The 21,893-nt window shown below is 62.5% G+C and carries 18 protein-coding genes; 17 read left to right on the top strand and 1 reads right to left on the bottom strand.

Annotated elements, in window-relative coordinates; genetic code table 11:
• Nucleotides 1-1,131 precede the first annotated feature (1,131 nt).
• From Q0K07_RS09535 to Q0K07_RS09510, 6 genes are all read left to right on the top strand, one after another.
• Entirely contained in the window at nt 1,132-1,650 is a 519-nt protein-coding gene (locus Q0K07_RS09535; RefSeq protein ID WP_294558764.1) for an OmpH family outer membrane protein, read from the top strand.
• Nucleotides 1,651-1,856: 206 nt separating this feature from the next.
• Nucleotides 1,857-2,162, top strand: a complete 306-nt coding sequence (locus Q0K07_RS09530) for a DUF3467 domain-containing protein (protein WP_294558763.1) — start codon at nt 1,857-1,859, stop codon at nt 2,160-2,162.
• A 433-nt stretch (nt 2,163-2,595) separates the two neighbouring features.
• Entirely contained in the window at nt 2,596-4,332 is a 1,737-nt protein-coding gene (locus Q0K07_RS09525; protein ID WP_294558759.1) for an alkaline phosphatase, read from the top strand.
• A gap of 146 nt (nt 4,333-4,478) precedes the next feature.
• Nucleotides 4,479-4,913, top strand: coding sequence for a hypothetical protein (locus tag Q0K07_RS09520; protein WP_294558758.1), 435 nt, complete (start codon nt 4,479-4,481; stop codon nt 4,911-4,913).
• Nucleotides 4,914-4,919: 6 nt separating this feature from the next.
• On the top strand, nt 4,920-5,630 hold the full coding sequence (locus tag Q0K07_RS09515) for an ABC transporter ATP-binding protein (protein ID WP_294558757.1): 711 nt from the start codon (nt 4,920-4,922) through the stop codon (nt 5,628-5,630).
• An 81-nt stretch (nt 5,631-5,711) separates the two neighbouring features.
• Complete coding sequence (locus Q0K07_RS09510) at nt 5,712-6,881, top strand: FtsX-like permease family protein (RefSeq protein WP_294558755.1); 1,170 nt, start codon at nt 5,712-5,714, stop codon at nt 6,879-6,881.
• A 63-nt stretch (nt 6,882-6,944) separates the two neighbouring features.
• Here Q0K07_RS09510 and Q0K07_RS09505 read toward each other — a convergent pair whose 3' ends face one another.
• Nucleotides 6,945-7,754, bottom strand: coding sequence for an MBL fold metallo-hydrolase (locus Q0K07_RS09505; protein ID WP_294558753.1), 810 nt, complete (start codon nt 7,752-7,754; stop codon nt 6,945-6,947).
• 280 nt (nt 7,755-8,034) lie between these two features.
• Here Q0K07_RS09505 and ileS point away from each other — a divergent pair, with 280 nt between their 5' ends.
• The 11 genes from ileS to Q0K07_RS09450 all read left to right on the top strand — a co-directional run.
• Nucleotides 8,035-10,896 (top strand): isoleucine--tRNA ligase, encoded by a 2,862-nt coding sequence (gene ileS, locus Q0K07_RS09500; protein WP_294558751.1) that lies wholly within the window; start codon nt 8,035-8,037, stop codon nt 10,894-10,896.
• Nucleotides 10,896-11,393, top strand: a complete 498-nt coding sequence (gene lspA / locus Q0K07_RS09495) for a signal peptidase II (protein WP_294558749.1) — start codon at nt 10,896-10,898, stop codon at nt 11,391-11,393. The genes ileS and lspA overlap by 1 nt, the downstream gene beginning before the upstream one ends.
• Nucleotides 11,394-11,395: 2 nt before the next feature.
• Entirely contained in the window at nt 11,396-11,824 is a 429-nt protein-coding gene (locus tag Q0K07_RS09490; RefSeq protein WP_294558748.1) for a PLD nuclease N-terminal domain-containing protein, read from the top strand.
• Between the two features lie 112 nt (nt 11,825-11,936).
• Nucleotides 11,937-12,815 (top strand): tol-pal system protein YbgF, encoded by an 879-nt coding sequence (gene ybgF / locus Q0K07_RS09485; protein ID WP_294558746.1) that lies wholly within the window; start codon nt 11,937-11,939, stop codon nt 12,813-12,815.
• A gap of 1,244 nt (nt 12,816-14,059) precedes the next feature.
• A complete protein-coding gene (locus Q0K07_RS09480; protein ID WP_294558745.1) occupies nt 14,060-15,766 on the top strand; it encodes a DEAD/DEAH box helicase in 1,707 nt (568 codons plus the stop codon).
• Between the two features lie 5 nt (nt 15,767-15,771).
• Nucleotides 15,772-16,242: a hypothetical protein gene (locus Q0K07_RS09475; RefSeq protein ID WP_294558743.1), complete on the top strand. Its 471-nt coding sequence runs from the start codon at nt 15,772-15,774 to the stop codon at nt 16,240-16,242.
• A 12-nt stretch (nt 16,243-16,254) separates the two neighbouring features.
• Entirely contained in the window at nt 16,255-17,163 is a 909-nt protein-coding gene (locus Q0K07_RS09470; protein WP_294558741.1) for a tRNA (adenine-N1)-methyltransferase, read from the top strand.
• A 213-nt stretch (nt 17,164-17,376) separates the two neighbouring features.
• Nucleotides 17,377-19,374 (top strand): ABC-F family ATP-binding cassette domain-containing protein, encoded by a 1,998-nt coding sequence (locus Q0K07_RS09465; protein ID WP_294558739.1) that lies wholly within the window; start codon nt 17,377-17,379, stop codon nt 19,372-19,374.
• A 250-nt stretch (nt 19,375-19,624) separates the two neighbouring features.
• On the top strand, nt 19,625-20,017 hold the full coding sequence (locus Q0K07_RS09460; RefSeq protein ID WP_294558737.1) for a MerR family transcriptional regulator: 393 nt from the start codon (nt 19,625-19,627) through the stop codon (nt 20,015-20,017).
• Nucleotides 20,014-20,670: a ribulose-phosphate 3-epimerase gene (rpe, locus tag Q0K07_RS09455; RefSeq protein WP_294558735.1), complete on the top strand. Its 657-nt coding sequence runs from the start codon at nt 20,014-20,016 to the stop codon at nt 20,668-20,670. The genes Q0K07_RS09460 and rpe overlap by 4 nt, the downstream gene beginning before the upstream one ends.
• Before the next feature lie 36 nt (nt 20,671-20,706).
• Nucleotides 20,707-21,893: transketolase (locus Q0K07_RS09450; protein ID WP_294558733.1), on the top strand; the 1,187-nt coding region annotated here is incomplete at its 3' end.

Raw genomic sequence — 21,893 nt, 5'->3', positions numbered from 1 at the left:
GTGCACACACGTTCTTTTCGGCCATTTGTCTCGCTGCCATTGTCATCTTTTATATTTAATGAGTCCTGAACCTAGAATATCCTTTTTGCAAAAGGGCAGGCATGTACCTGCGTGCGGGAAAGGCGGGCATGTGAGGCGGGGGAGTGGCATCTTCCTCACCGGTATCTTCCGGGGTGCGGCCATGCCCATGCGTCCGCCTTTCCATGGCGGAAAGGGCAGAGGTTCCGGCGCGCAGGGGAATCCGACATTTGTATTTTCGGCCGGAACGGGCAGACGTCCCGCCGTGCGGGGGCGGCTCCTGCGCGGGGCATATGTCTCCGCCGGGGAGGCGTGTCCCGCTGCGTGGGGAAGCGGGCATGTCCCGGAATATCCTTTTCGCAAAAGGGCAGGAACGTCCCTGCGTGCGGGAAAGGCGGGGAGGCCCTGCCGGATAGGTGCAGCAGGTGCCGGGCACCGCGCCTCATCGTGCCGGGGCAGGTGTAGGTGCGTTTTTTCTCTCGTGCACCTCCCCATGCGCCGGGGAAGTTCAGGGGCAGTGCCGGCCCATGCCGTACGAAGCGTGTTTTCCCATGTTCCGGGGGAACGGTATCCCCAGTGTTGCCCCGGGAAGGAGGACACGGTTTTTCTCCATACGCCGGGGGAACGAATAATTTTCGGCATCATGATTACCGATGACAGGGGGGGGCATGCGCCGGGGAAAGGGCGCGGCGCTTTGCGCAGGCCCCTGTGCCGTGCCGCAGGGGGCGCTTTGATAGGGAGGCCTTTCCCGTGTCCTGAAAAAATTCTCTGCCGGGGAAGGTCTCTGCACGCGGGGCTTCTGGCCGCACGGCGTGCCCGGCGCGCAGCAGGGCATGAGTATGCGCGCGCTGGCTTCACGACCTGCGGCCTGCCCCGGCGTGAAGACCGGGTAGGGGCCGTGCCGCGGTCTTTCCCGGGCGGGGCATGTCCCGAAAAGGCGTTGCGGCGCAGGGAAGGAAGAGTTTTTTTCTTCTTCTCCAGTTGTGTCCTTGCGGTGGGGGACATGCTCGTGTACAGCAGGGGAAGGGGCCGTTCATGCCCTCTTTCGTGCGCCGCGCAGCGCATGCGCGTGCGCCCGGAAAAGACAAAGATCAACCCTGGGGGGGTATCATCATGCGCAGAGTATTCTTTCTTCCGGCAGTCGTTGCCGTGCTTGTGTTTTCCCTGTATGTCGCCGATGCGGAAGCAAAGCCGGACGTGGTTTCGGTGGACATGCAGTACATCATGTCGGAATCCCAGCCCGGGAAACAGGCCGAGGCGCATCTTAAAAAGGTGCAGGAGGTGCTTCAGCAGGGCTTCGACAAGCTGCGCGACGCGCACAAGAAGGATTCCGAGGAGGAGCGGAACAAGATTTACGCTCAGGGCCTTGCCGTGCTGAACCGGCAGATGGAGGTGGAGCGTCAGGCCGCCATGCGTGCGGTGCAGGCCGTGATTGTGGAGGAAGTGGAAAAGTGGCGCGAGCAGAACGACGTGTCCCTGGTCATCTCGCGGAGCATGGTGGTGGCCGGCGACTGGGACAAGGCCGACTACACGAAGACCATTCTTTCCCGGGTGAACAAGCGCAAGGTGAAGTTCGCCGATCTGCCCACCGTGACCATCAAAAAGGATGAAGGAAAGAAGAGCGGGCGCTAGGCCGTTCTTTGCAGGATGATTCCGGCGCCTTTGTCCGGCGGGGCGTCTTCTCCGGGCGGAAGAAAAACAGCTTCCGCCCGTGGGCACAGGCGTTTTCCGGCCCGGCGCCCGCCGGGCGGGCTGCATGATTTCAGAAACGCGCGCTGTGCAGGAGCGGAAAAAAGCTTCTGCCTGCGTGGAAGCATTGTCCATCAGTGAGGAAAGTTATGTCTGAAGAAAGGAATATCGGCCTTCATGTGGAAACGGCCGCCATACGCACTTCCTACGCCAACGCCTTTCAGGTGCGCTACGCGGAAGGGGAAATTTTTCTGAACTGCGGGGTGAGCCGCATGGAACCTTCCTCCGATGCCTCTCTGGCCGGAAATCTGGTGGTGGAAATGCAGGACCGCATTGCCATGACGCCCCAGGGGGCCAAGCGCCTTGCGGCCACGCTCATCCGCACCCTGCAGGAATACGAGGGCCGCTTCGGTCCCATTGAGCAGGCTCCGGCGGAAGAAAAGAACGAAGCCTGACCGGCCCGCAGGGCATCCATCCTGCATGTACGGCCTGCCTCTTGTGCCTTCAAGGCCCGGGAGGCGGGCTTTTTTGTGCCTCACAGGGGCCGTGCGGGGCTTTTTAAGGGGAAAAGGCCTGTTTTTTGAGGCGGGGAACAGGGTTGCGGCGTCTTGTGGGGAAAATCCGCGTTTTTTTGCCCTGCATACGGGCAGTTTTTCCTCTTTTTTCTGCCAGAAGGCCTCTGTGGCCCGTTTTACAACGGCAGGACTGCGTTTTTCCGCTTCATTTTTCGTGTCTCTTTCCGCAATCCCTGCTTCCGGCAGGGGAGCAGAAGCGGGCGTTGTCACATTTGCGTCTTCTTTCTTCATAAAGAAATCATCACGCCTTCACAGGAGCGAAACAGGCCTCGGCCATAGTGGCCGCAATGGAAAACAACCTGTGGAGGATGTTATGAAGATCACCTCGATCATGCCGCTTTGTCTCGGCATGGTGCTTTTCTCGGCCACGGCGCAGGCTGCGCCCGCCATCTACCCCGTGGACACCGCGCGTTTTCTGGGCGGTGCGAAGTTCGACTTCAAGGTGGAGTTCGACCGGGAGCTGAAGGAGGCCGACGCGAATGTGCGCATCAATGGCAGAAGCGTGGCCGACGTGTTCGGCGCGAAGCCGGAATTCATTAAAAACGAAGAAGGCAAGGGTTCGGCCATACTGCTGCGCAATGTGACCCTGAAGCCCGGCAAGTATACCGTGAGCGCGAAGGACGGCAAGGAAGAAGCCTTGGCGAAATGGGACGTGTACGGCACGCCGGAAAAGGCTTCCGCCAAGAATGTCATCCTTCTCATTGCCGACGGCCTGAGCATGGGCCACAGAACGGGCGCGCGCCTGCTTTCCAAGGGCGTGACCAACGGCATGTACAACGGGTATCTTTCCATGGATACGCTGCCCTATACCGGCATGCTCGGTACCTGCAGCGTGGATTCCATTGCCGCCGACTCGGCCAACACCGCTTCCGCCTACATGACGGGCCACAAGTCCAGCGTGAACGCCATCGGCGTGTATGCCGACCGCACGAAGGATCCCTTCGACGACCCGCGCCAGGAAACCATTGCCGAAATTCTGCGCCGCAAGACGAACAAGTCCATAGGCATTGTGTCCGATGCGGAAATTGAAGACGCCACCCCCGCCGCAGTGGTTTCCCACACGCGCAAGCGTTCGGAAAAGGCGGCCATTGTGGGCATGTTCGCGGGCATCCGTCCCGAAGTGCTCATCGGCGGCGGTTCCGCCTATTTCCTGCCCCGCACGGTGCCCGGTTCCAAGCGCAAGGATGAAAAGGACTATGTGGAAGATTTCCGCAAGGCCGGCTACAGCCTTGCCACCACGCGCACGGAACTTCTGAAGGTCATGGAAAAGACGCCCGACCGCCTGCTCGGCCTCTTCCATACCGGCAACCTCGACGGCGCTCTGGACCGCAAGCAGCTCAAGAAGGGCACGGTGTCCAAGTTCCCGGATCAGCCCGACCTCACGGATTCCATGGATGCGGCCCTCAAGGTGCTTTCCAAAAATCCCAACGGCTTCTTCCTCATGCTCGAAGCCGGTCTCGTGGACAAGTACACCCATCCGCTGGACTGGGAACGCGCCATTTACGATACCATCATGTTCGACAAGGTGGTGGCCAAGGCTCAGGCCTTCTGCGACGCCAACCCCGATACGCTGCTCATCGTCACCGGTGACCATACCCATGCCCTCAGCATCATAGGCACGGTGGACGACAACCTTCCCGGCGAACTCATGCGCGACAAGGTGGGCATCTACGCGGCCGCGGGCTATCCCAACTACAAGGACGCCGACGGCGACGGCTACCCAGACGACGTGAACGTGTCCAGGCGCCTTGCCGCCTTCATCGGCAACTATCCCGACCATTACGAAACCTACCGCCCCAAGATCGACGGCCCCTTCGTTCCTGCGGTGAAGGATGAAAACGGCCACTACATCGCCAACGCGGCCTACAAGGACATTCCCGGAGCGCAGTTCGTGCCCGGCAACCTGCCCCGCACCGAATCCACCGGCGTGCATTCCATCGACGACCTCGTGGTGGGCGCGAGAGGTCCGAACGCCGATCAGATCCACGGCTTCATGAACAGCACGGAAATCTTCCGCATCATGGCCGAGGCCATGGCTCTCGGCAAGTGATGACGGATGGGGAAAGGGGGAGTGTGCCCCCTTTCCATGACAATGAAGGCGCCCTGAATGTTCGGGGCGCCTTTTGCCGGAGCTGCGGAAGCGTTCCGCGCCCGGCCCCGGCAGGCTCCACGAACCTTTTTTCCCCGGGAAGCGACATGAAAACCTGGCTGACTCTCCTGCTCTGTCTTCTGCTCGGCGTGCAGAGCGCGTGGGCCGCGGCGGAAAACCGCCTGAATTTCGACGAACTCTACAGCGGAGGCGGGGCGCTCGGCCTGCGCTTTTCCGACAAGGTGCGTTCCTTTGAAGGCAGCCGCGTGACCATCCGCGGCTTCATGGCGCCGCCCCTCAAGGCGGACGCCGATTTCTTCGTGCTCACCCGCGAACCCGTGGCGCTGTGTCCGTTCTGTTCCTCCGATTCGGACTGGCCGGACAACATTCTGGTGGTCTACCTTTCCGAAAAGCAGCGCTTTGTGCAGAACAATGCCGTCATAGAGGTGGAAGGCGAGCTGGAAGTAGGCTCCTGGACGGACGAGCATACCGGCTTCGTGAGTCAGATGCGTCTGAGAAACGCCACCTTCCATACGTTGTGAGGAGTTATGGACAACGCTCTTTACCTGAAGAACATCCGCTACAGCGTTCAGGACGGCGCCGGCATGCGCCGCGTGCTGGATATTCCGGAACTTTCTCTTCCCGGCGGCACGCTGGCGGGCATTTACGGCGATTCCGGCTCCGGCAAGACCTCGCTGCTCAACATTCTCTGCGGGCTTATTCTGCCCGACGATGTGAAGGGCAGGGAAATACGCTGGGGGCAGGATGAGCTGTGCGCCATGCCCGAAGGCGGACGCGACGCCTGGCGGGGAAGGCATGTCGGCATGATTTTTCAGGATTTTCAGCTTTTTCCCCAGCTTTCGGCCCTGGAGAACGTGCTTCTGCCCGCCACGTTCCGCCATGTTTCCATTCCTGAAGAGTTGCAGAGCCGTGCGCGGGATCTGCTCCGGCGGCTCGGCATACGCAATCTGGAAGCCGAGGCGGGCGTGTTCTCCCGCGGGGAACAGCAGCGTGTGGCCATGGCGCGGGCCGTGCTGTTCCGGCCGTCGGTGCTTCTGGCCGACGAACCCACGGCCAGCCTGGACCGCAGCAATGCCCAGCTTGTCACCGACGAGCTGGTGGATCTGGCCCGTTCGGAAGGCTGCACCCTGCTGGTGGTCACCCATGAGCAGGTTATGCACGGCAGAATGGACAGGTGCTTCCGCCTGGAGCGCGGCCGTCTCCTCTCCGGGCTGGATGACGAGTTGAAGGAAAAGTAGCTGTGAAGCTCCGCCCGCCGTGCGCGGGCCGGGGCGCTTTATGCGGGTACGGCAGATACAGTCATCGTTTCAGGAGCTTTCATGAATCCTTTTCTTTTTCTGCGCGGAGAGTTCCGCCGTTCCTGGGGAGGCGCGCTGGCGCTTGCTCTGGTGCTGGCCTTTGCCGGGAGCCTCAGCCCCGCCGTTTCCATGATGGAGCGCGCCATACGTTCCGGCATGGCCGAATCCGCCGACGCCTTCGACCTCCTTGTGGGCGCCAGGGGCAGCGCCGTGGATCTGGTGCTCGGCGCGGTGTACCTCAGGCCCGAAGCCCTTTCCCTCCTGCCCGAGGGCATGCTTGAGGAAGTGAAGTCCCACGGCGGCATACGCTGGGCCGCGCCCCTTGCCTTCGGCGACCGCTGGCGCGATTTTCCCCTTGCGGGCACTTCTTCGGAACTGGTCAATCTCGGCGGCAGAAGGCCCCTTGCCTCCGGCCGCATGTTTCTCAATACCGACGAGGCCGTGGTGGGCGCGGGCGTGCCCCTGAAGGAAGGGGACAGCTTTGCCCCGAGTCACGGCAGCGTGGCCGAAGCCGCGCTGGATGAGGACGGCTCCTCCCGTGCCCATGAGCACATGTTCCGCGTGGTGGGGAAAATGCCCGCCACCGGCACCCCGTGGGACAGGGCCATCGTGGTGCCCATAGAGGCGCTGTGGAACATGCACGGCGCAGGCACGGGCCGTTCCTCCGTGGTGGTGGTCAAGCCCGTCACCGTGGCGGATGCCTACCGCCTGCGCGCGGCGTTCAATGCGCGCGACACGCAGGCCGTGTTCTCCGGCGAGGTGCTCACCCGGCTTTTCAGCACGCTGGAAGACATGCACAACGTCATGCTCATGCTCACCAGCGCCGCACAGGCGGCCGCCCTTGCCGCGGCCCTGGTCTCGGGCTTCTTTGCCGTGGCCATGCGCGTGAAGTCCCTGGCGCTTCTGCGCGCCCTGGGCGCTTCCCACGGCTTTCTTGCCGTGAGCGTGTGGCTCATGGTTTCGGGCATCATGCTGGCGGGCTGTCTGCTCGGTCTCGGCCTCGGCTGCATGATGGCCTCCGCCGCAAGCATGTGGATACAGGCGGAAACCGGGGTGGCCCTTGCCGTTTCCCTTTCCGCCCGGGAATGCCTTGCGGTGCTTGCGGCCTTCGGCTGCGGATGCGTGGCCGCCGCGCTTCCCGCCTATTTTGCCTGCCGTCGCACGGCGGGGGAACTGCTGCGCACGGCCTGAGTGCGGTGCCTTTCAGCAAAAAAAAGGGGGCGCAGGCCCCCTTTTCGTTTGCTGACGCATTTGTCAGTAGAGTTCTATTTCTTCCAGGTCGTCGGGAATATAAATGCCGCCGCGGAACACGGAGGCCGCCTCCTCCGTATAGCGCTCCTTGCGCGTGCCGAGGGTGGCGGAATCTTCGGTGTGCCAGAGCACGATGTTCTTCACCCGCTGTTTGCGCGCAAGCAGGGCGGCTTCGCGCACGGTGCCGTGCCCTATGAGGTGGGGCCGGAAGATTCTGGCGTCGGATTCCAGGCAGAAGGCTTCGTGGAAGAGCCAGTCCGCCCCTTCCAGATAATGGGCGCAGACGGGCTGACAGGGTTCGTCGCCGGTGCAGACGATGCGCTGACCGTTCGGGTCCTGCATGTGGAAGCCGTACTGTTCCGCCTTGCGGGAGTGGGTGTTGAAGAAGGTCACCGTATGCCCGGCGATGGAGCGCTGTTCCCCGTCCTTCACGGGAACGAAGCGGATGCTGGTTCCCACGGGGGAGAACTGCTTTTCACTCAGGGTGAACTGGCAGATGGAGCGCAGTTTTTCCGCAAGACGCGCATGACAGTGGATGCGGAAGATGTCGCTTCTCTTTTCCCGCAGAAAAAGGGAGGAGATCATGCGCACAAGCCAGATGACGCCGAGGGAATGGTCGATATGCTCATGGGTGACGAAAAGATCGGTCAGTTCCGTGAGGGGAATGCCCGCCTTGTTCAGCTGAACGAGAATGCCGTTGCCGCCTCCGCCGTCTACCAGAAGGCCGCCCTGCGGACCCTGCAGCATGAAGCAGGTATTGTAGTAATGCAGGGTATTGGCCGCTCCCGTACCGAGAACGATGAGCTTTTTCATGTTCTCCTCCTCGTCTTGCTTGTATTACACCATACGGAGCGGCGGGTGCTGCGTCAAGCATCGGCTCGTGAGCTTTTTTTTGCATTTTCCGTATGTTGCGCGAAGGGGCCGGAAAAGTTCCGCCATGCCCTGCCCGCAGAGGCACGGGCGGGGAAATTGAAGCTTGACATTTGTGTTTGATGCGGGAAAACATACCTTTTTCTGTCTGCTTTCGGCGGGGGCCTGCCGGCTTCCGCCTGCAAGAATATCATGGCGTATCGTCGCGCCCGGAGGAAGCCTCATGGCTGAATATAAGAAAACGCTGAATCTGCCCGTCACCGGGTTCCCCATGAAGGCGAATCTGGTCCAGAAGGAACCGGAAACGCTGAAATTCTGGGAAGAAAACAATGTGTTCCAGCTTATGCAGGACGCTTCCGGCTCGCGCGGCGAGTTCGTGCTGCACGACGGCCCGCCCTATGCCAACGGCCATATTCATCTGGGCACGGCCCTGAACAAGATCCTCAAGGACATGATCATCAAGTCCCGCAACCTCATGGGCTGGAAAACCGGCTACATTCCCGGCTGGGACTGCCACGGTCTGCCCATCGAGCACAATGTGGAACTGGAACTCGGGGACAAGAAGAAGGATCTGCCTCCCCACGTCATCCGCAAGCGCTGCCGTCAGTATGCCCAGAAGTTCCTGGACATCCAGCGCAAGGAATTCAAGCGCCTCGGCGTGCTGGGCGACTGGGAACATCCCTACATGTCCATGGATCCGGCCTATGAATCCGTGACCGCGGCCGAACTTGCCACCTTTGTGGAACGCGGCGGCGTGGTGCGCAGCAAGAAGCCCATCTACTGGTGCTGCCACTGCAAGACGGCCCTTGCCGAAGCGGAAGTGGAATACCGCGATCTTTCCTCGCCTTCCATTTATGTGCGCTTCCCCCTGCCTGATCCCAGGCTTGCCGAAGTCTTCCCCGGCGCCGACGTTTCCCGTGCCTACATCGTCATCTGGACCACCACGCCCTGGACGCTGCCGAGCAACCTTGCCGTGTGCGTGCACCCCGAACTCCGCTACGCCCTTGTGGAGCAGGGCGGCAGTCAGTACATCCTGGCTTCCGAACTGGTGGAAGGCTGCGCCAGGACCTTCGGCTGGAGCGATTACACCGTGCTCGGTGAAACCACGGGCGACAAGCTGGAAAAGCTTGAGGCCCGCCATCCCTTCATCGACCGTCCCTCGCTCATCATCAACGGCACCCACGTCACGCTGGACGCGGGCACGGGCTGCGTGCACACCGCTCCCGGCCACGGCCGCGAGGACTACGAAGTGGGCGTGAAGTACGGCCTCGACGTGTATTCTCCGCTGGATGACGAAGGGCGTTTCCTGCCCACCGTGGAATTCTTTGCGGGCATGCAGGTGTTCGACGCCAACCCCGCCGTCATCGCCAAGGTGGAGGAAGTGGGGCACCTTCTGGCCAGGCAGGATATTTCCCATTCCTACCCCTGCTGCTGGCGCTGCAAGGAACCCGTCATCTTCCGCGCCACCACCCAGTGGTTCATAGGCATGGAACCCAACAACCTGCGCGGCAAGGCGCTGGACGCCATCCAGAACAAGGTGAAGTGGATTCCCTCCTGGGGCCAGGGCCGCATCTACAACATGGTGGAATCGCGTCCCGACTGGTGCATTTCCCGTCAGCGCATGTGGGGCGTGCCCATTCTCGCCCTCATCTGCAAGGACTGCGGCGAAGTGTGGAACGACCCGGCCTGGATGCGTGAGATAGCCTCCCGCTTCGCCACCCATCCCACGGGCTGCGACTACTGGTACGAGCACGGCGTGGAGGAAATCGCTCCCGAAGGCCTTGTCTGCCCGCACTGCGGCGGCAGGCACTGGGAAAAGGAAGACGACATCCTCGACGTGTGGTTCGACTCCGGCACCAGCTTTGCCGCGGTCATGGAACAGCGCCCCGAAGGCAAGGTTCCCGCCGATCTGTATCTGGAAGGTTCCGATCAGCACCGCGGCTGGTTCCACAGCTCCCTGCTGGTTTCCGTGGGCACCCGCGACATCGCGCCCTACAAGGCCGTGCTCACCCACGGCTATGTGGTGGACGGCACGGGCCGCAAGATGTCCAAGTCCATCGGCAACGTGGTGGCCCCGCAGGAAGTCATCGACAAGTACGGCGCGGAACTGCTGCGCCTGTGGGTCGCTTCCGTGGATTACCGTGAGGACATCCGCTATTCCGAAGAGATCATGAAGCGCCTTGTGGACGCCTACCGCCGCATCCGCAACACCTGCCGCTACCTGCTGGGCAGCATTCACGACCTCACCCCCGCCGATCTTGTGCCGTTCCAGCTCATGAAGCCTCTGGACCGCTATGCCCTGAGCCTTGTGGCCGCCTTCCACGAAAGCGCGGAAACCGCCTATCAGGAATACGAGTTCCACAAGGTGTTCCAGGGCCTGCACGGCCTCTGCGCCACCGACCTTTCGGCCTTCTATCTGGACGTGCTCAAGGACCGCCTCTATTCCTCCCTGCCGGACAGCGCGGAACGCCGTTCCGCCCAGAGCGCGCTGTATCAGATGCTGCTCATCATGCTGCGCGACATGGCTCCCATCATGAGCTTCACGGCCGAGGAAGTGTTCCGTCACATCCCCGAGGCCCTCAAGCCCGTGGACAAGGACGGCAGGCCCGTGGTCACGGTGTTCGCCATGCCGCAGAAGGACGTTTCCAGCTTCCGCCTCTCCGACGATGAGCGCGGCGCGTGGGAAATGGTCATGGATATCCGTGCAGGCGTCACCCGCGCCATCGAGCCTCTGCGCAAGGACGGCGTCATCGGTCACGCGCTGGATACCCATGTGACCCTGTATGTGGATGACAAGCTCCGCTCCGCCATTGCCGACAGCGGCGCCGACATGCGTTCCGTGTGCATCGTGTCGCAGCTCGACATCGCCCCCTTCAAGGATGCCCCTGTGGACGCCCTTTCCACCGCTCAGCTCGACGAATGCCCCGGCCTTGCCGTGCGTGTGAAGAAGGCCGGCGGGGAAAAGTGCGAACGCTGCTGGATGTACTCGGAGGAACTGGGTACCGATCCGGCGCATCCCACCCTGTGCCCGCGCTGCGCTTCCGTCATGAGGGAGCTTGAAGCGAAACAGGGCGGGGAAGCGTAGTGAAGGAAACAAAGCGTTACGGCCTGGTCGCCCTGGTGGCGCTCATCTGGCTTGTGCTGGATCAGCTCACCAAGGCGGCCATAACGGCCGGCATCGCGCCCGGCCGCGGCTTTTCCGTTATTGACGGGTGCTTCAACATCGTGCATGTGCTGAACCGGGGCGCGGCCTTCGGTTTTCTGAACAACGAAGACACGAGCTGGCAGTTCTGGCTCTTTCTCGGAGCCGCCGTCGTGGTGGGGGGCGTCATCGTGCACATCGTGCGCACCTCGCCGCCGAGCCGCATGCTTTTCTTCGGCATGGGGAGCATTCTCGGCGGAGCCGTGGGCAACCTTGTGGACAGGATCCGCTTCCGCGCGGTGACGGACTTTCTGGACGTGTACTGGGGCGAGTGGCACTGGCCGGCCTTCAATGTGGCCGACATCGCCATCTGCCTGGGAGTGGCCGCCGCGGCCCTCGTGCTTCTGCGGCAGAGCCCTGAAGAAAAGGGGAAACACTAGCCATGCTCATTACCGACCTCAGCAGTGAACAGCTTCTCATGCTCATTGTTCCGGCCCTGCCGAACATGTGGGCGCTCAAGCACGCCATGTATCACGATTTTCCCACGCCCCGGGAAAAGTACCGCTGGATGATGGCCTGTGTGTTCATTCCCTGCCTCGGCGGCCTTGCCTACTACTTTGTGGGCAGAAAGCACGCCAGCAGGGAAAAGGTGGACATACTCGCCAGAATCGAGGCGGAACGTGCCCGCGCGGCCGAGGAAAAGGCCGCCGGGGAAAAAGCCGCTGCAGAGGAAGCTGCGCCTGCCGCACTCGAAGCCTCTTTTGTGCAGGAAGAGCCCGGGAAGCCCGAAAGGTCGGAAAAAGCCGTGCCCGGCACGGGAAGCGACTGGTCTTTCGGCTGCCCCGACGAGAAGCGGAAGCCGCAGGCATAACACATTGACAGTCTTGCTTCCGGCCGTATCAGGGGGAACCGCGGTTCCCGGCCGGAACCTTCGTGCAACGGGAGCGGGTACCACCCGCACACACCATTCAGGAGAAAAGGTTATGGATCTTATGAGATGGGGCCGCAACCTTGCCCTTTTGTCTCTGCCCCTCATGTTTACTGCCTGCGTGACCACCAGTGAGCACAACGCTCTGCAGGCTCAGGTCAATCAGATGAACCGCCAGATGAGCAGCAGCCAGACCAATCAGGCCGACAGCTGGTCTCAGCTCATGGAACTCCGCCAGGAAGTGGCCGAACTGCGCGGTCAGCTCGATACCATCAACTACGCCCTGCAGCGTGCGGGCGGCGCGCAGAAGCTGGCCGATACCGTGGCCCTGCACGACCGCGCCCTGCGCCTCGTGGAAAGCCAGATGGCCCTTGACCTGCAGCTCACCCCCGATCCCTCCGTGCAGGGTATGCCCGGCGCTGCTCCCGGTATGGTGCCCGGCGCCGTGCCCGGTGCTGTTCCCGGCGTCGCGGCCGCTGCTCCCGCACAGCCCGCCGTCCAGCCCGCAGCCCCCGTCGCCCCCGCTGCTCCCGCCGCCCAGCCTCAGAGCAATGTGGATATGGCGCAGGCCCTGTACGACAACGGTATGCAGTCCTTCAACAACCGCCAGTACGAGGCCGCTCTGCGCTCCTTCAGCGATTTCACCAAGACTTATTCCAAGAACAAGCTGGTCTCCAATGCCTGGTTCTGGCAGGGTGAATGCCAGTATCAGCTGAAGAATTACGCCGAAGCCGCCCTGGCCTACGAAAACGTGATCTCCGGCTACCCCAACAGCGTCAAGGCCCCCGCTTCCTACCTGAAGCAGGGTATGTCCTTCCTCCAGCTCAATAAGAAGGCCGCCGCCAAACAGCGCCTTACCGAACTGACGCGCAAATACCCCAAGGCCCCCGAAGCCGCCCGCGCCAAGCAGGTCATCAAGCAGAACAAACTGTAATGCTCCCGGCCTTCCGCCTTTCCAGGCCCGCCCGCCGTCTCCCGGCAGGCGGGCTTTTCGTATCCTGCGGCAAGGAAAAGCAGGAAAGGCAAGGAAAGGCAGGCGGGGCGCCGCCCCGCACCCCGCCGGGGGGAATGATTCCCCCCGGCCCCCTCATCCGGCAGGGCCGAACGTGGGGGCACGCAAAGGCACTCCTTCGACTCGCTGCTTTGCTCGTTCTTCGCAGGCGGAAAGCCCCGGCATACCCCGCTGCGGCTGCATCCTCAGTGTGAGCGTGTCCTGCCGGACCCGCTCACGCAGGCCGCCTGTTTTCCGCCTGCGCCGGAAAACAGGGACAAAGGAAGAGATTTCAGGAAAAGGGGAGTGGAGCAGCGTTTTTTGCGCTGTTCTGCCGTGAGGTTTGCAACGCGTGAGTTTCTTTTGTTTTTCCTTGGGAAAGAATACCCGTGTTGCAACGCCGGAGAGGCTTTCGTTGGCGAAGGTGGGCCGTGTATCAACGCTCCGGGCCCCCGGCCTGCGCCGGGCAGTCGTTGCAAAGGAAAGGATTTCAGGAAAAGGGGAGTGGAGCAGCGTTTTTTGCACTGTTCTGCCGTGAGGTTTGCAACGCGTGAGTTTCTTTTGTTTTTCCTGAGGAAAGAATACCCGTGTTTCAACGCCGGAGAGGCTTTCATGGGCAAAGGTGGGCCGTGTATCAACGCTCCGGGCCCCCGGCCTGCGCCGGAAAACAGGGACAAAGGAAGAGATTTCAGGAAAAGGGGAGTGGAGCAGCGGCTTCTGCGGGGGGGGCACGGCTTGCACAACGCGTGAGTTTCTTTTGTTTTTTCTTGGGAAAGGAGGGCCGTGTTGCAACGCCGGAGAGGCTTTCGTTGCCAAAGGTGGGCCGCGTATCAACGCTCCGGGCTCCCGGGCTGCCTTCAGGCGGCAGGGCCGGGGGATGCAGGCGGAATGTACTTCCGCCGTAAGCAAGGCTCGAACCGTGCAGGCCCTGCGCCCTGTACCGTGTGCCCGGAGGCGATGTGCCTCTGCGTCGCACAGGCGATGGAAAGGGCGGGCCACGGTGTTGCCCGGGCTCCGGCAAGGTCAGACAAGCCTCTGCGTCGCAGAGGCTCTGTCTGTGCAGGCTCTGGAGAGCCCCGCGCAGGGGCACCCCGGGGGGCCGCGCTTGGCAAGCGCGGAAGAATCGGGTATGATAGCATGTTTTTCAAGGTATGTCATTTTTTTCTTCATTACTATCAGGATTCGATATGCCGGATACCATAAAAAACGAAGAGGAGCTGCACATCACGGCTCCTGAAGATTCTCTCCCCCCCTGCTCGCTGGAAGAGCTGCCCGACATCATGCGCGAGGCCTGCGCCCGCGCAGGCTGGACGCGCCTCATGCCCGTACAGGCCCATGCGCTTCCCTATCTCATGGCCGGGCGCGATCTCATGGTGCAGTCACGCACGGGCAGCGGCAAAACCGGCGCGTATCTTCTGCCGCTTCTTTCTCTGCTGAACCCGGAGGAAAAAAAGCCTCAGGCGCTCATTCTCGCGCCCACGCGCGAACTGGCAAGTCAGGTGGAACACGAGGCGGCCCTGCTTCTGGAAGGAACGGGTCTTTCCGCCGCCGCCCTGTACGGCGGCGTGGGCTACGGCCGTCAGCTTGAGGCGCTCCGTTCCGGGGTGCAGCTCATCGTGGGCACGCCCGGCCGCGTGCTGGATCACCTTCTGCGCCGCACCCTTTCTCTGGATGCCCTGCGCGCCCTTGTTTTCGATGAGGCCGACAGAATGCTTTCCATCGGCTTCTACCCCGACATGAAGGAAATTCAGCGCTATCTGCCGAAGCATCCTCTGCTTTCCACGCTTTTTTCCGCCACCTATCCCCAGCACGTTCTGAACCTTGCCGGGGAATTTCTGCGTGATCCGCAGATGCTCAGCCTCTCCCAGGGGCAGGTGCATGTGGCCACCATCCAGCATCTTTATGTGGAATGCGGCCGCATGGACAAGGACCGCACGCTGGTGCGCCTCATGGAAACCGAGAACCCCACCTCGGCCATCATTTTCTGCAACACCAAGTCCAACGTTCATTACGTCACCGCCGTGCTCAAGGGCTTCGGCTACAATGCCGACGAGCTTTCGGCCGACCTTTCGCAGAACAGGCGCGAGGAAGTGCTTTCCCGCCTGCGCGAGGGCAAGGTGCGCCTTCTGGTGGCCACGGACGTGGCGGCCCGGGGCATCGACATCCCGGATCTGTCCCATGTGTTTCTCTACGAACCGCCGGAAGACAGGGAATCCTACATCCATCGCGCGGGCCGTACCGGCCGTGCGGGGGCTGCGGGCACCGTGATCTCTCTGGTGGACATCATGGAGAAGATGGAGCTTCAGCGCATTGCCTCCTTCTACCGCATCGACATCACGCCCCTTCCCAACCCCACCGATGAGGATGTGGCCCTTGCCGCCGGGCGCAGGGAAACCGCGCTTCTGGATGCGCGCCGCCGCGCCTGCACCGGGCTTCAGCTGGAACGTGCGCGCCGTTACCTTCCCCTGGTGAAGGATCTGGCCCGCGGTGAGGATGAGGATCAGCTGCTTCTTCTGGCGCTTCTTCTGGATGCGGACTATCAGCGCAGCCTCGGCATGGAGCAGTCGCTGCCCCGTGCCCGCGCGGAAAAGGATGCCGAATCCCCCCGCCGCAGACGCCGCGAAAAGAGCGAAGGCTCTTCCGAGGAAGGCGGGGAGAAGTCCCGTTCCCGTCGCCGCTCCCGCAGAAAGGAGCAGGACGGGGAGGTTGCCGAAGGTGCGGAAAAGCCTGAGAAGACGGAAGAGCAGGGCGAAGCCCCTTCCGCGGAAGCTGCGCCCGTTCAGGAAGGTGAAGGCCGTCGCCGCAGGCCGCGCCGTCGTTCCCGTCGCCGTGCTTCGCCGGAAGGCGGAAGCGCCCCGCAGGAAGGAGCCGCCGCTCCGGCGGAAGGTGAGTAGGAGCCGTGCGCGTTCCCGGCACGGTGGTGGATCCGCAGGCCGGAAATTCCGGCCCGGAAGCACTGGTGGCCACCTTCGAGGCCCTGAGTGCGGAAGCGGATTTTCCCGCCTTTCTTCATCTTCTCGGCACAGGCCGCCTTGCCTTTTCCGCAAGGCGGGCTCTTCAGCCCGTGTTTTCGGCGCTTTGCGTGGGTTTGTGGCGTCTGGCCATGCAGAGGGCCGTGCCGGACAACGCGGAAAAGGCCTATGAGCGTTATCTCGAATCGCTCTGGCCGAAGCTGAAGGATGCCGACACCTACATGGTGCTCGTGCGCGACATCGCCCGTTTCCTGCCCGAAAGCGGGGCGGACGATTTCACGCCCACGGCCCGCGAACTCTTTTCCCGCGCGGGAAAGGAACCCGATCAGGCGAAGGTTGTGGGCATGGCGCTCTTTCTGCGCCGCCTGTATGAGTATTTCTTCAACCATATCATATAATCAGGAATCATTATGCCTCAGTACGGCGACCTTGTCATTCTGGCCTCTCCCCGCGGAAAAAGGCACATCTACCGCATCGAACAGGGGCAGGATCTGCATACGCAGGATGGCGTCATGCGGGCCTGCGATGTGGTGGAGGCGGAATTCGGCACGGAAGTGCGCACGGCCAAGGGCGTGCCCTTCCGGCTGGAGAAGCCGCAGCTTCACGATCTCGTCATGGGCATCAAGCGTCAGACGCAGATCATGTATCCCAAGGACATGGGCCTTATCTGCTTCAAGCTCGGCGTGGGCAACGGGCGCACCATTCTGGAAGCCGGTTCCGGCTCCGGGGGCTTCACCATCGCGCTTTCGTGGTTTTCCGGCTCCGAAGGCCATGTGCACAGCTTCGAGGCGCGCGAGGAATTCCACAAGCTTGCCAGGCGCAACCTGGAATGGGCGGGCGTGGGCAGGAACGTCACCCTGCACCACAGGGACATTGCCGACGGTTTCGGTGTGGACGACCCGGAATGCCTGAACGGGAAGAAGGGCGACGCGCTCTTTCTCGATGTGCGCACCCCGTGGGAGTACCTCGACGCCGCGCGCGAGGCTCTTGTGCCCGGCGCGCCCATAGCCTTCCTTCTGCCCACGGTGGAGCAGGTTTCCCAGCTCATCACGGCGCTGGAAATAGGGCCTTTTGAGGAAACGGAAGTATGCGAAGTGCTGGTGCGCCCCTGGAAGGTGGTGCCCGGCCGCCTGCGCCCGGCCGACCGCATGAGCGCGCACACCGCGTTTCTGGTGTTCACGCGCATTCAGGAACGAAGCGCCGACTGGGACGCCCTCATTCCCCTGGGCACGCGCGAACGCAAGCAGGAAGCGGCCCGTCAGGCCCGCCTGGCCGCCGCGCGCGGGGAAGACCCCGAAAGCGTGGATTACGAAATCTGACGCATGGCTTTCCATGCCGCCCGCACACGGATGCTTTCCGGGGTGCGGGCGTCGTTGTTTTTTCTCCGCAGGCAGAGGCCTGCGCGGAAGGAACGTGACGTTAAGGCTTCCCTGCTCCCGGGCCCTGCGGAACATCCGCCGCAGGCCGGCCCGCCTTCCCGCTTCTGGCGCGCATGCCGCGCCGTGTGAAATAACGCAACAACTCTTTCTGCCATGAACATCACCATCCAGAATCTTTCCAAGTCTTACGGCGGCCGCGATATCTTCAACGACTTTTCGCTGGATATCGTGGACGGCATGCGCCTTTGCGTATGCGGTCCCAACGGCACGGGCAAATCCACGCTTCTGCGCATGCTGGCGGGGGGCACCGCGCCGGACGGCGGGCGCGTCATCATTCCGCGCGAATGCCGCGTGGGCTATGTGGAACAGCTGCTGGATGAAGGCACGCTGGGCGTGCCGCTTCTGGACTCGGTGCCGGCGGCTCTGCCCGACTGGGGCGACTTCTGGCAGGAATGGGAAAAGGCGCAGGAAGCGGGGGATACCGCGGCCATGAACCGCCTCATGGCGCGTCAGCACGATCTGGAAACGCGCTACGGCTACAACCCCGAACAGCGCGCGCAGACGGTGCTGTCCGGCCTCGGCTTCGTGAAGGACAAGTGGAAGCTCCCCATCAGGCAGCTTTCCGGCGGCTGGCGGGAAAGGGCGAAGCTTGCGCGCGTGCTCACCGCCGGGGCCGACGTGCTCTTTCTCGACGAACCCACCAACCACCTCGACCTTGAGGCCGTGGAATGGCTGGAAGAGTTCCTCATGGATTTCAAGGGCGTGCTGGTCTTTGTGGCCCACGACCGCGTGTTCATGGACCATGTGGGCACGCACGTTCTGTATCTTGGTGCGTCAAAGCCTGTGTTCCGCAAGTGCAACTACTCGAAATTCCTTGAACTTCAGGAAGAGATAGAGGAGCAGCGCGAGAGGGAGGCCAAGCAGATAGCCGACGAGATAGCGCACAAGATGGATTTTGTGCGCCGCTTCAAGGCCAAGGCCACCAAGGCCCGGCAGGCGGGTTCGCGGCAGAAGCAGGCAAAGAAGCTGGAAAAGGAGCTGGAACAGTACCGGCCCGAACCGAAGAGGAAGGAACTTTCCTTCAAGTGGCCCGAGGCCGCACCTTCGGAAAAGGTGGTGCTTGCCGCCTCCGAACTGGCCTTCCATTTCCCCGACGGAACCACGCTCTGGCCGCCGCTCACCTTTTCCCTGTTCCGCGGGCAGAGGGTGGGCCTTGTGGGGCACAACGGCTGCGGCAAGTCCACGCTGCTCAAGATTCTGGCGGGCAGGCTCTCCCGCACGGGCGGCAGCTTCAGCATGGGTTCCTCCACGCGCATGGGCTACTACAGCCAGCAGCAGGCCGAAACGCTGGACCTCGGCGGCACGGTGCTCGGTGAAATGCGCCGTCTTTCCGACCCGCACACCACGGAAGAGGAACTCATGAGCGTGCTCGGCCTCTTCATGCTGGGGCAGGGCTATTTCGACCGGAACGTGGAATCCCTTTCCGGCGGCGAGAGAAGCCGCCTTGCCCTGGCGCTTCTGTTCCTGCGCCGCTGCAACTTCCTGGTGCTCGACGAACCGACCAACCATCTCGATCTGGAAAGCCGCGACGCTCTGGTGGAGGCGCTGGAAGCCTTCGACGGCACGCTGCTTGTGGTGGCCCACGACAGGCATCTTCTGATGGAGGCCGTGGACGAGATATGGGCCGTGGATGATACGGGCATCACGGTGTACAAGGAAGGCTTTGCCCAGTACGACGCGGCCCGCCGCGCCGCGCGCACGCAGGCCCGGCAGGAAGCGGAAGAGACGCGGGCCGCCGCCCCGGGAAAGATTGCGCCGGGCCTTTCCCGCGAGGATCTGAAGCGCATCAAGCGCGAACAGGCCGAGCAGCGCAACGCCCTGTACAAGAAGCTCAGGCCCCTTCAGGCGAAGTACGAGGAAAAGGAAAAGGCGCTGGAAGAGGTGCTCACCCGCCACGACGAGGTGGAAAAGCTCCTGGCCGATCCCGACATTTATGCCGACGGCGCCAAGGCCACGGCCCTGCTCAAGGAGTTTCACGACCTTGAGGAGCGTTCGGAAAAGGGCCTTGAGGAACTCGGCGAACTGGAAGCGCAGATTGCGGAGCTTGAGGCGCAGCGCGCGGCCCTGTCGCTGGACGGGGGCGAGCAGTAATTTCAGGGAGAAAAAGGAAGCGGGCGCGTTGTCATCATTCTGCCCCAGTTCTGTGTCATACTGGGAAGGTTCGTGAGAATAGCGCTGCTTCACTGATTTTTTTCTGGAAATTTTTTCAGGAAAGGTAGACTATCGTGCTGGACGCAGATGTCGGTCCGCAAGCCGTTTCTCTTCTTTTTGTGGAGCAGCCGTGATCGATCGGAAGTATTTGCAGTGCCATTTTTTCAGATCGCAGAGCAAGGAAAGGGACATGCACAGGAAGAAGCCGCAGGGGGGAAGGTTGTATCGCATCGGGGAAGCCGCCCGTGCGCTGAACCTTCAGACCAGCGTGCTCCGTTTCTGGGAAGGCGAGTTCCCTGTTCTTCAGCCCGTGCGCACGCCCAAGGGCCAGCGCCTGTACACGGAAAGCGACATGGAGCTTCTGCGCAGGATACGTTCCCTGCTCCACGAACAGGGCATGACCATTGAAGGCGCGCGTCGCGTCCTTTCCGGTCAGGCCGTGCCCCCTCTCTCCGAGGCCCTTTCGTCCGGCCCCGCCTCCCTCGCCGGGGCCGATGAGGCCTTTTTGCGGGACATCGTGCGTTCCCTTACGGACATACGCGCCCTGCTCACCTCCAACCCGTCCAAGGAGAACCGTTCATGATACTTTCGCCCTCGCTTCTCTCCGCCGACTGCGGAAAACTGGCTCAAACCCTGCAGGAACTGGAACAGGCCGGAGTGAAGTGGGTACACTGGGACGTGATGGACGGGCATTTTGTGCCCAACATGACGTTCGGTCAACATGTCATCAAAGGCCTGCGCGCGGCGTCGGGTCTTTTTTTTGACGTGCACCTCATGATAGAGCGTCCGGAACGCTACCTGGCCGATTTCAGGGCCGCGGGGGCCGACATGCTCGTGGTTCATGCCGAAGCCACGACGCACCTTCAGCGCACGCTTGCGGAAATACGCCGCCTGGGTATGAAGGCGGGCGTGGCGCTCAACCCTTCCACACCGCTCTGCGTGCTCGATTATGTGCTGGACGATGTGGACATGGCACTGGTCATGAGTGTGAACCCCGGCTTCGGGGGACAGAAATTTCTGCCCGCCACCTTCCGCAAGGTCGCGGAACTGCGGGCAAAACTCAATGCGGCCGGACGAAGCGACTGCCTTGTGCAGGTCGACGGCGGCGTGAACCTTGAAAACACGAAAGCCCTGACGGAGGCCGGGGCCGACGTTCTGGTTTCCGGTTCCGCCTTTTTCGGCCATCCGCCCTTCAGCGAACGCCTTGCCGCGTTCATGGCCGCCGCCGGCTGCTGAAAAATTTTTCCGTACTACCCTAAGGAGACCGCTTTTATGCCTACTCGCGCAGAACTTGCCAATGCCATCCGCGCCCTTTCCATCGACGCCATAGAAAAAGCCAGGTCCGGGCATCCCGGAGCCCCCATGGGCATGGCCGATATGGCGGAATCTCTGTGGCGTGGTTTTCTGAAGCATAATCCTGCCGACCCTGCGTGGCCCGACCGCGACCGTTTCGTGCTCTCCAACGGTCACGCCTCCATGCTGCTGTATTCCCTTCTGCACCTCACAGGCTACGATCTTTCCATGGACGACATCCGCTCCTTCCGTCAGCTCGGCGCCAAGACTCCGGGCCACCCGGAAAGAGGCGTCACCCCCGGCGTGGAAGTGACCACCGGCCCCCTCGGCCAGGGCATAGCCACGGCCGTGGGCATGGCCCTTGCCGAACGCATGATGGCCCGTGAGTTCAACCGCGAGGGCTTCCCGGTGATGGATCACTACACCTGGGTGTTCCTCGGCGACGGCTGCCTCATGGAAGGCCTTTCCCAGGAAGCCTGCTCCCTTGCGGGCACCTGGAAGCTCGGCCGCCTCATCGCCCTTTACGACGACAACGCCATTTCCATCGACGGCGAGGTGAAGGGCTGGTTCACCGACGATACGCCCGCCCGCTTCGAGGCCATGGGCTGGCATGTGGTGCGCGGTGTGGACGGCCATGACGGCGAGGCCGTGGACATGGCCATACGCGAAGCCATGGCCGTGACGGACAAGCCTTCCCTCATCTGCTGCAAGACCGTCATCGGCCGTTTTGCGCCCAGCAAGGCCGGCACGGCCTCCTGCCACGGCGCGCCTCTCGGCCCCGAGGAAGCCGCTGCCGCCCGCGCGGCCATGGGCTGGAACGAAGAACCCTTCACCGTGCCGGCGGAGATCTATGCCGCGTGGGATGCCCGCGAAAAGGGCGCGGCCGCCCAGAAGGCCTGGGAAGAGATGTTCGCCGCCTATGAGAAGGCCTATCCTGAACTTGCCGCGGAATTTCGCCGCCGCATGAAGGGCGAACTTCCCGCCGCCTGGCCCGCTGCCGCCCGTGCGGCCGTGGAAGCCGCCGCTGCCGAGGAAAAGTCCGTGGCCACCCGTGCGGCGGGCAAGAACGCCCTCAACATCTTTGCGCCCGTGCTTCCCGGGCTTGTGGGCGGCTCCGCCGACCTCAGCGGTTCCGTGGGCACGGAATTCAAGGGTGCGCAGACCCT

Origin of the sequence: uncultured Mailhella sp., assembly GCF_944324615.1 — a bacterium.
GTDB lineage: Bacteria > Desulfobacterota > Desulfovibrionia > Desulfovibrionales > Desulfovibrionaceae > Mailhella.
This window is presented reverse-complemented; position numbering and strand designations above follow the sequence as displayed.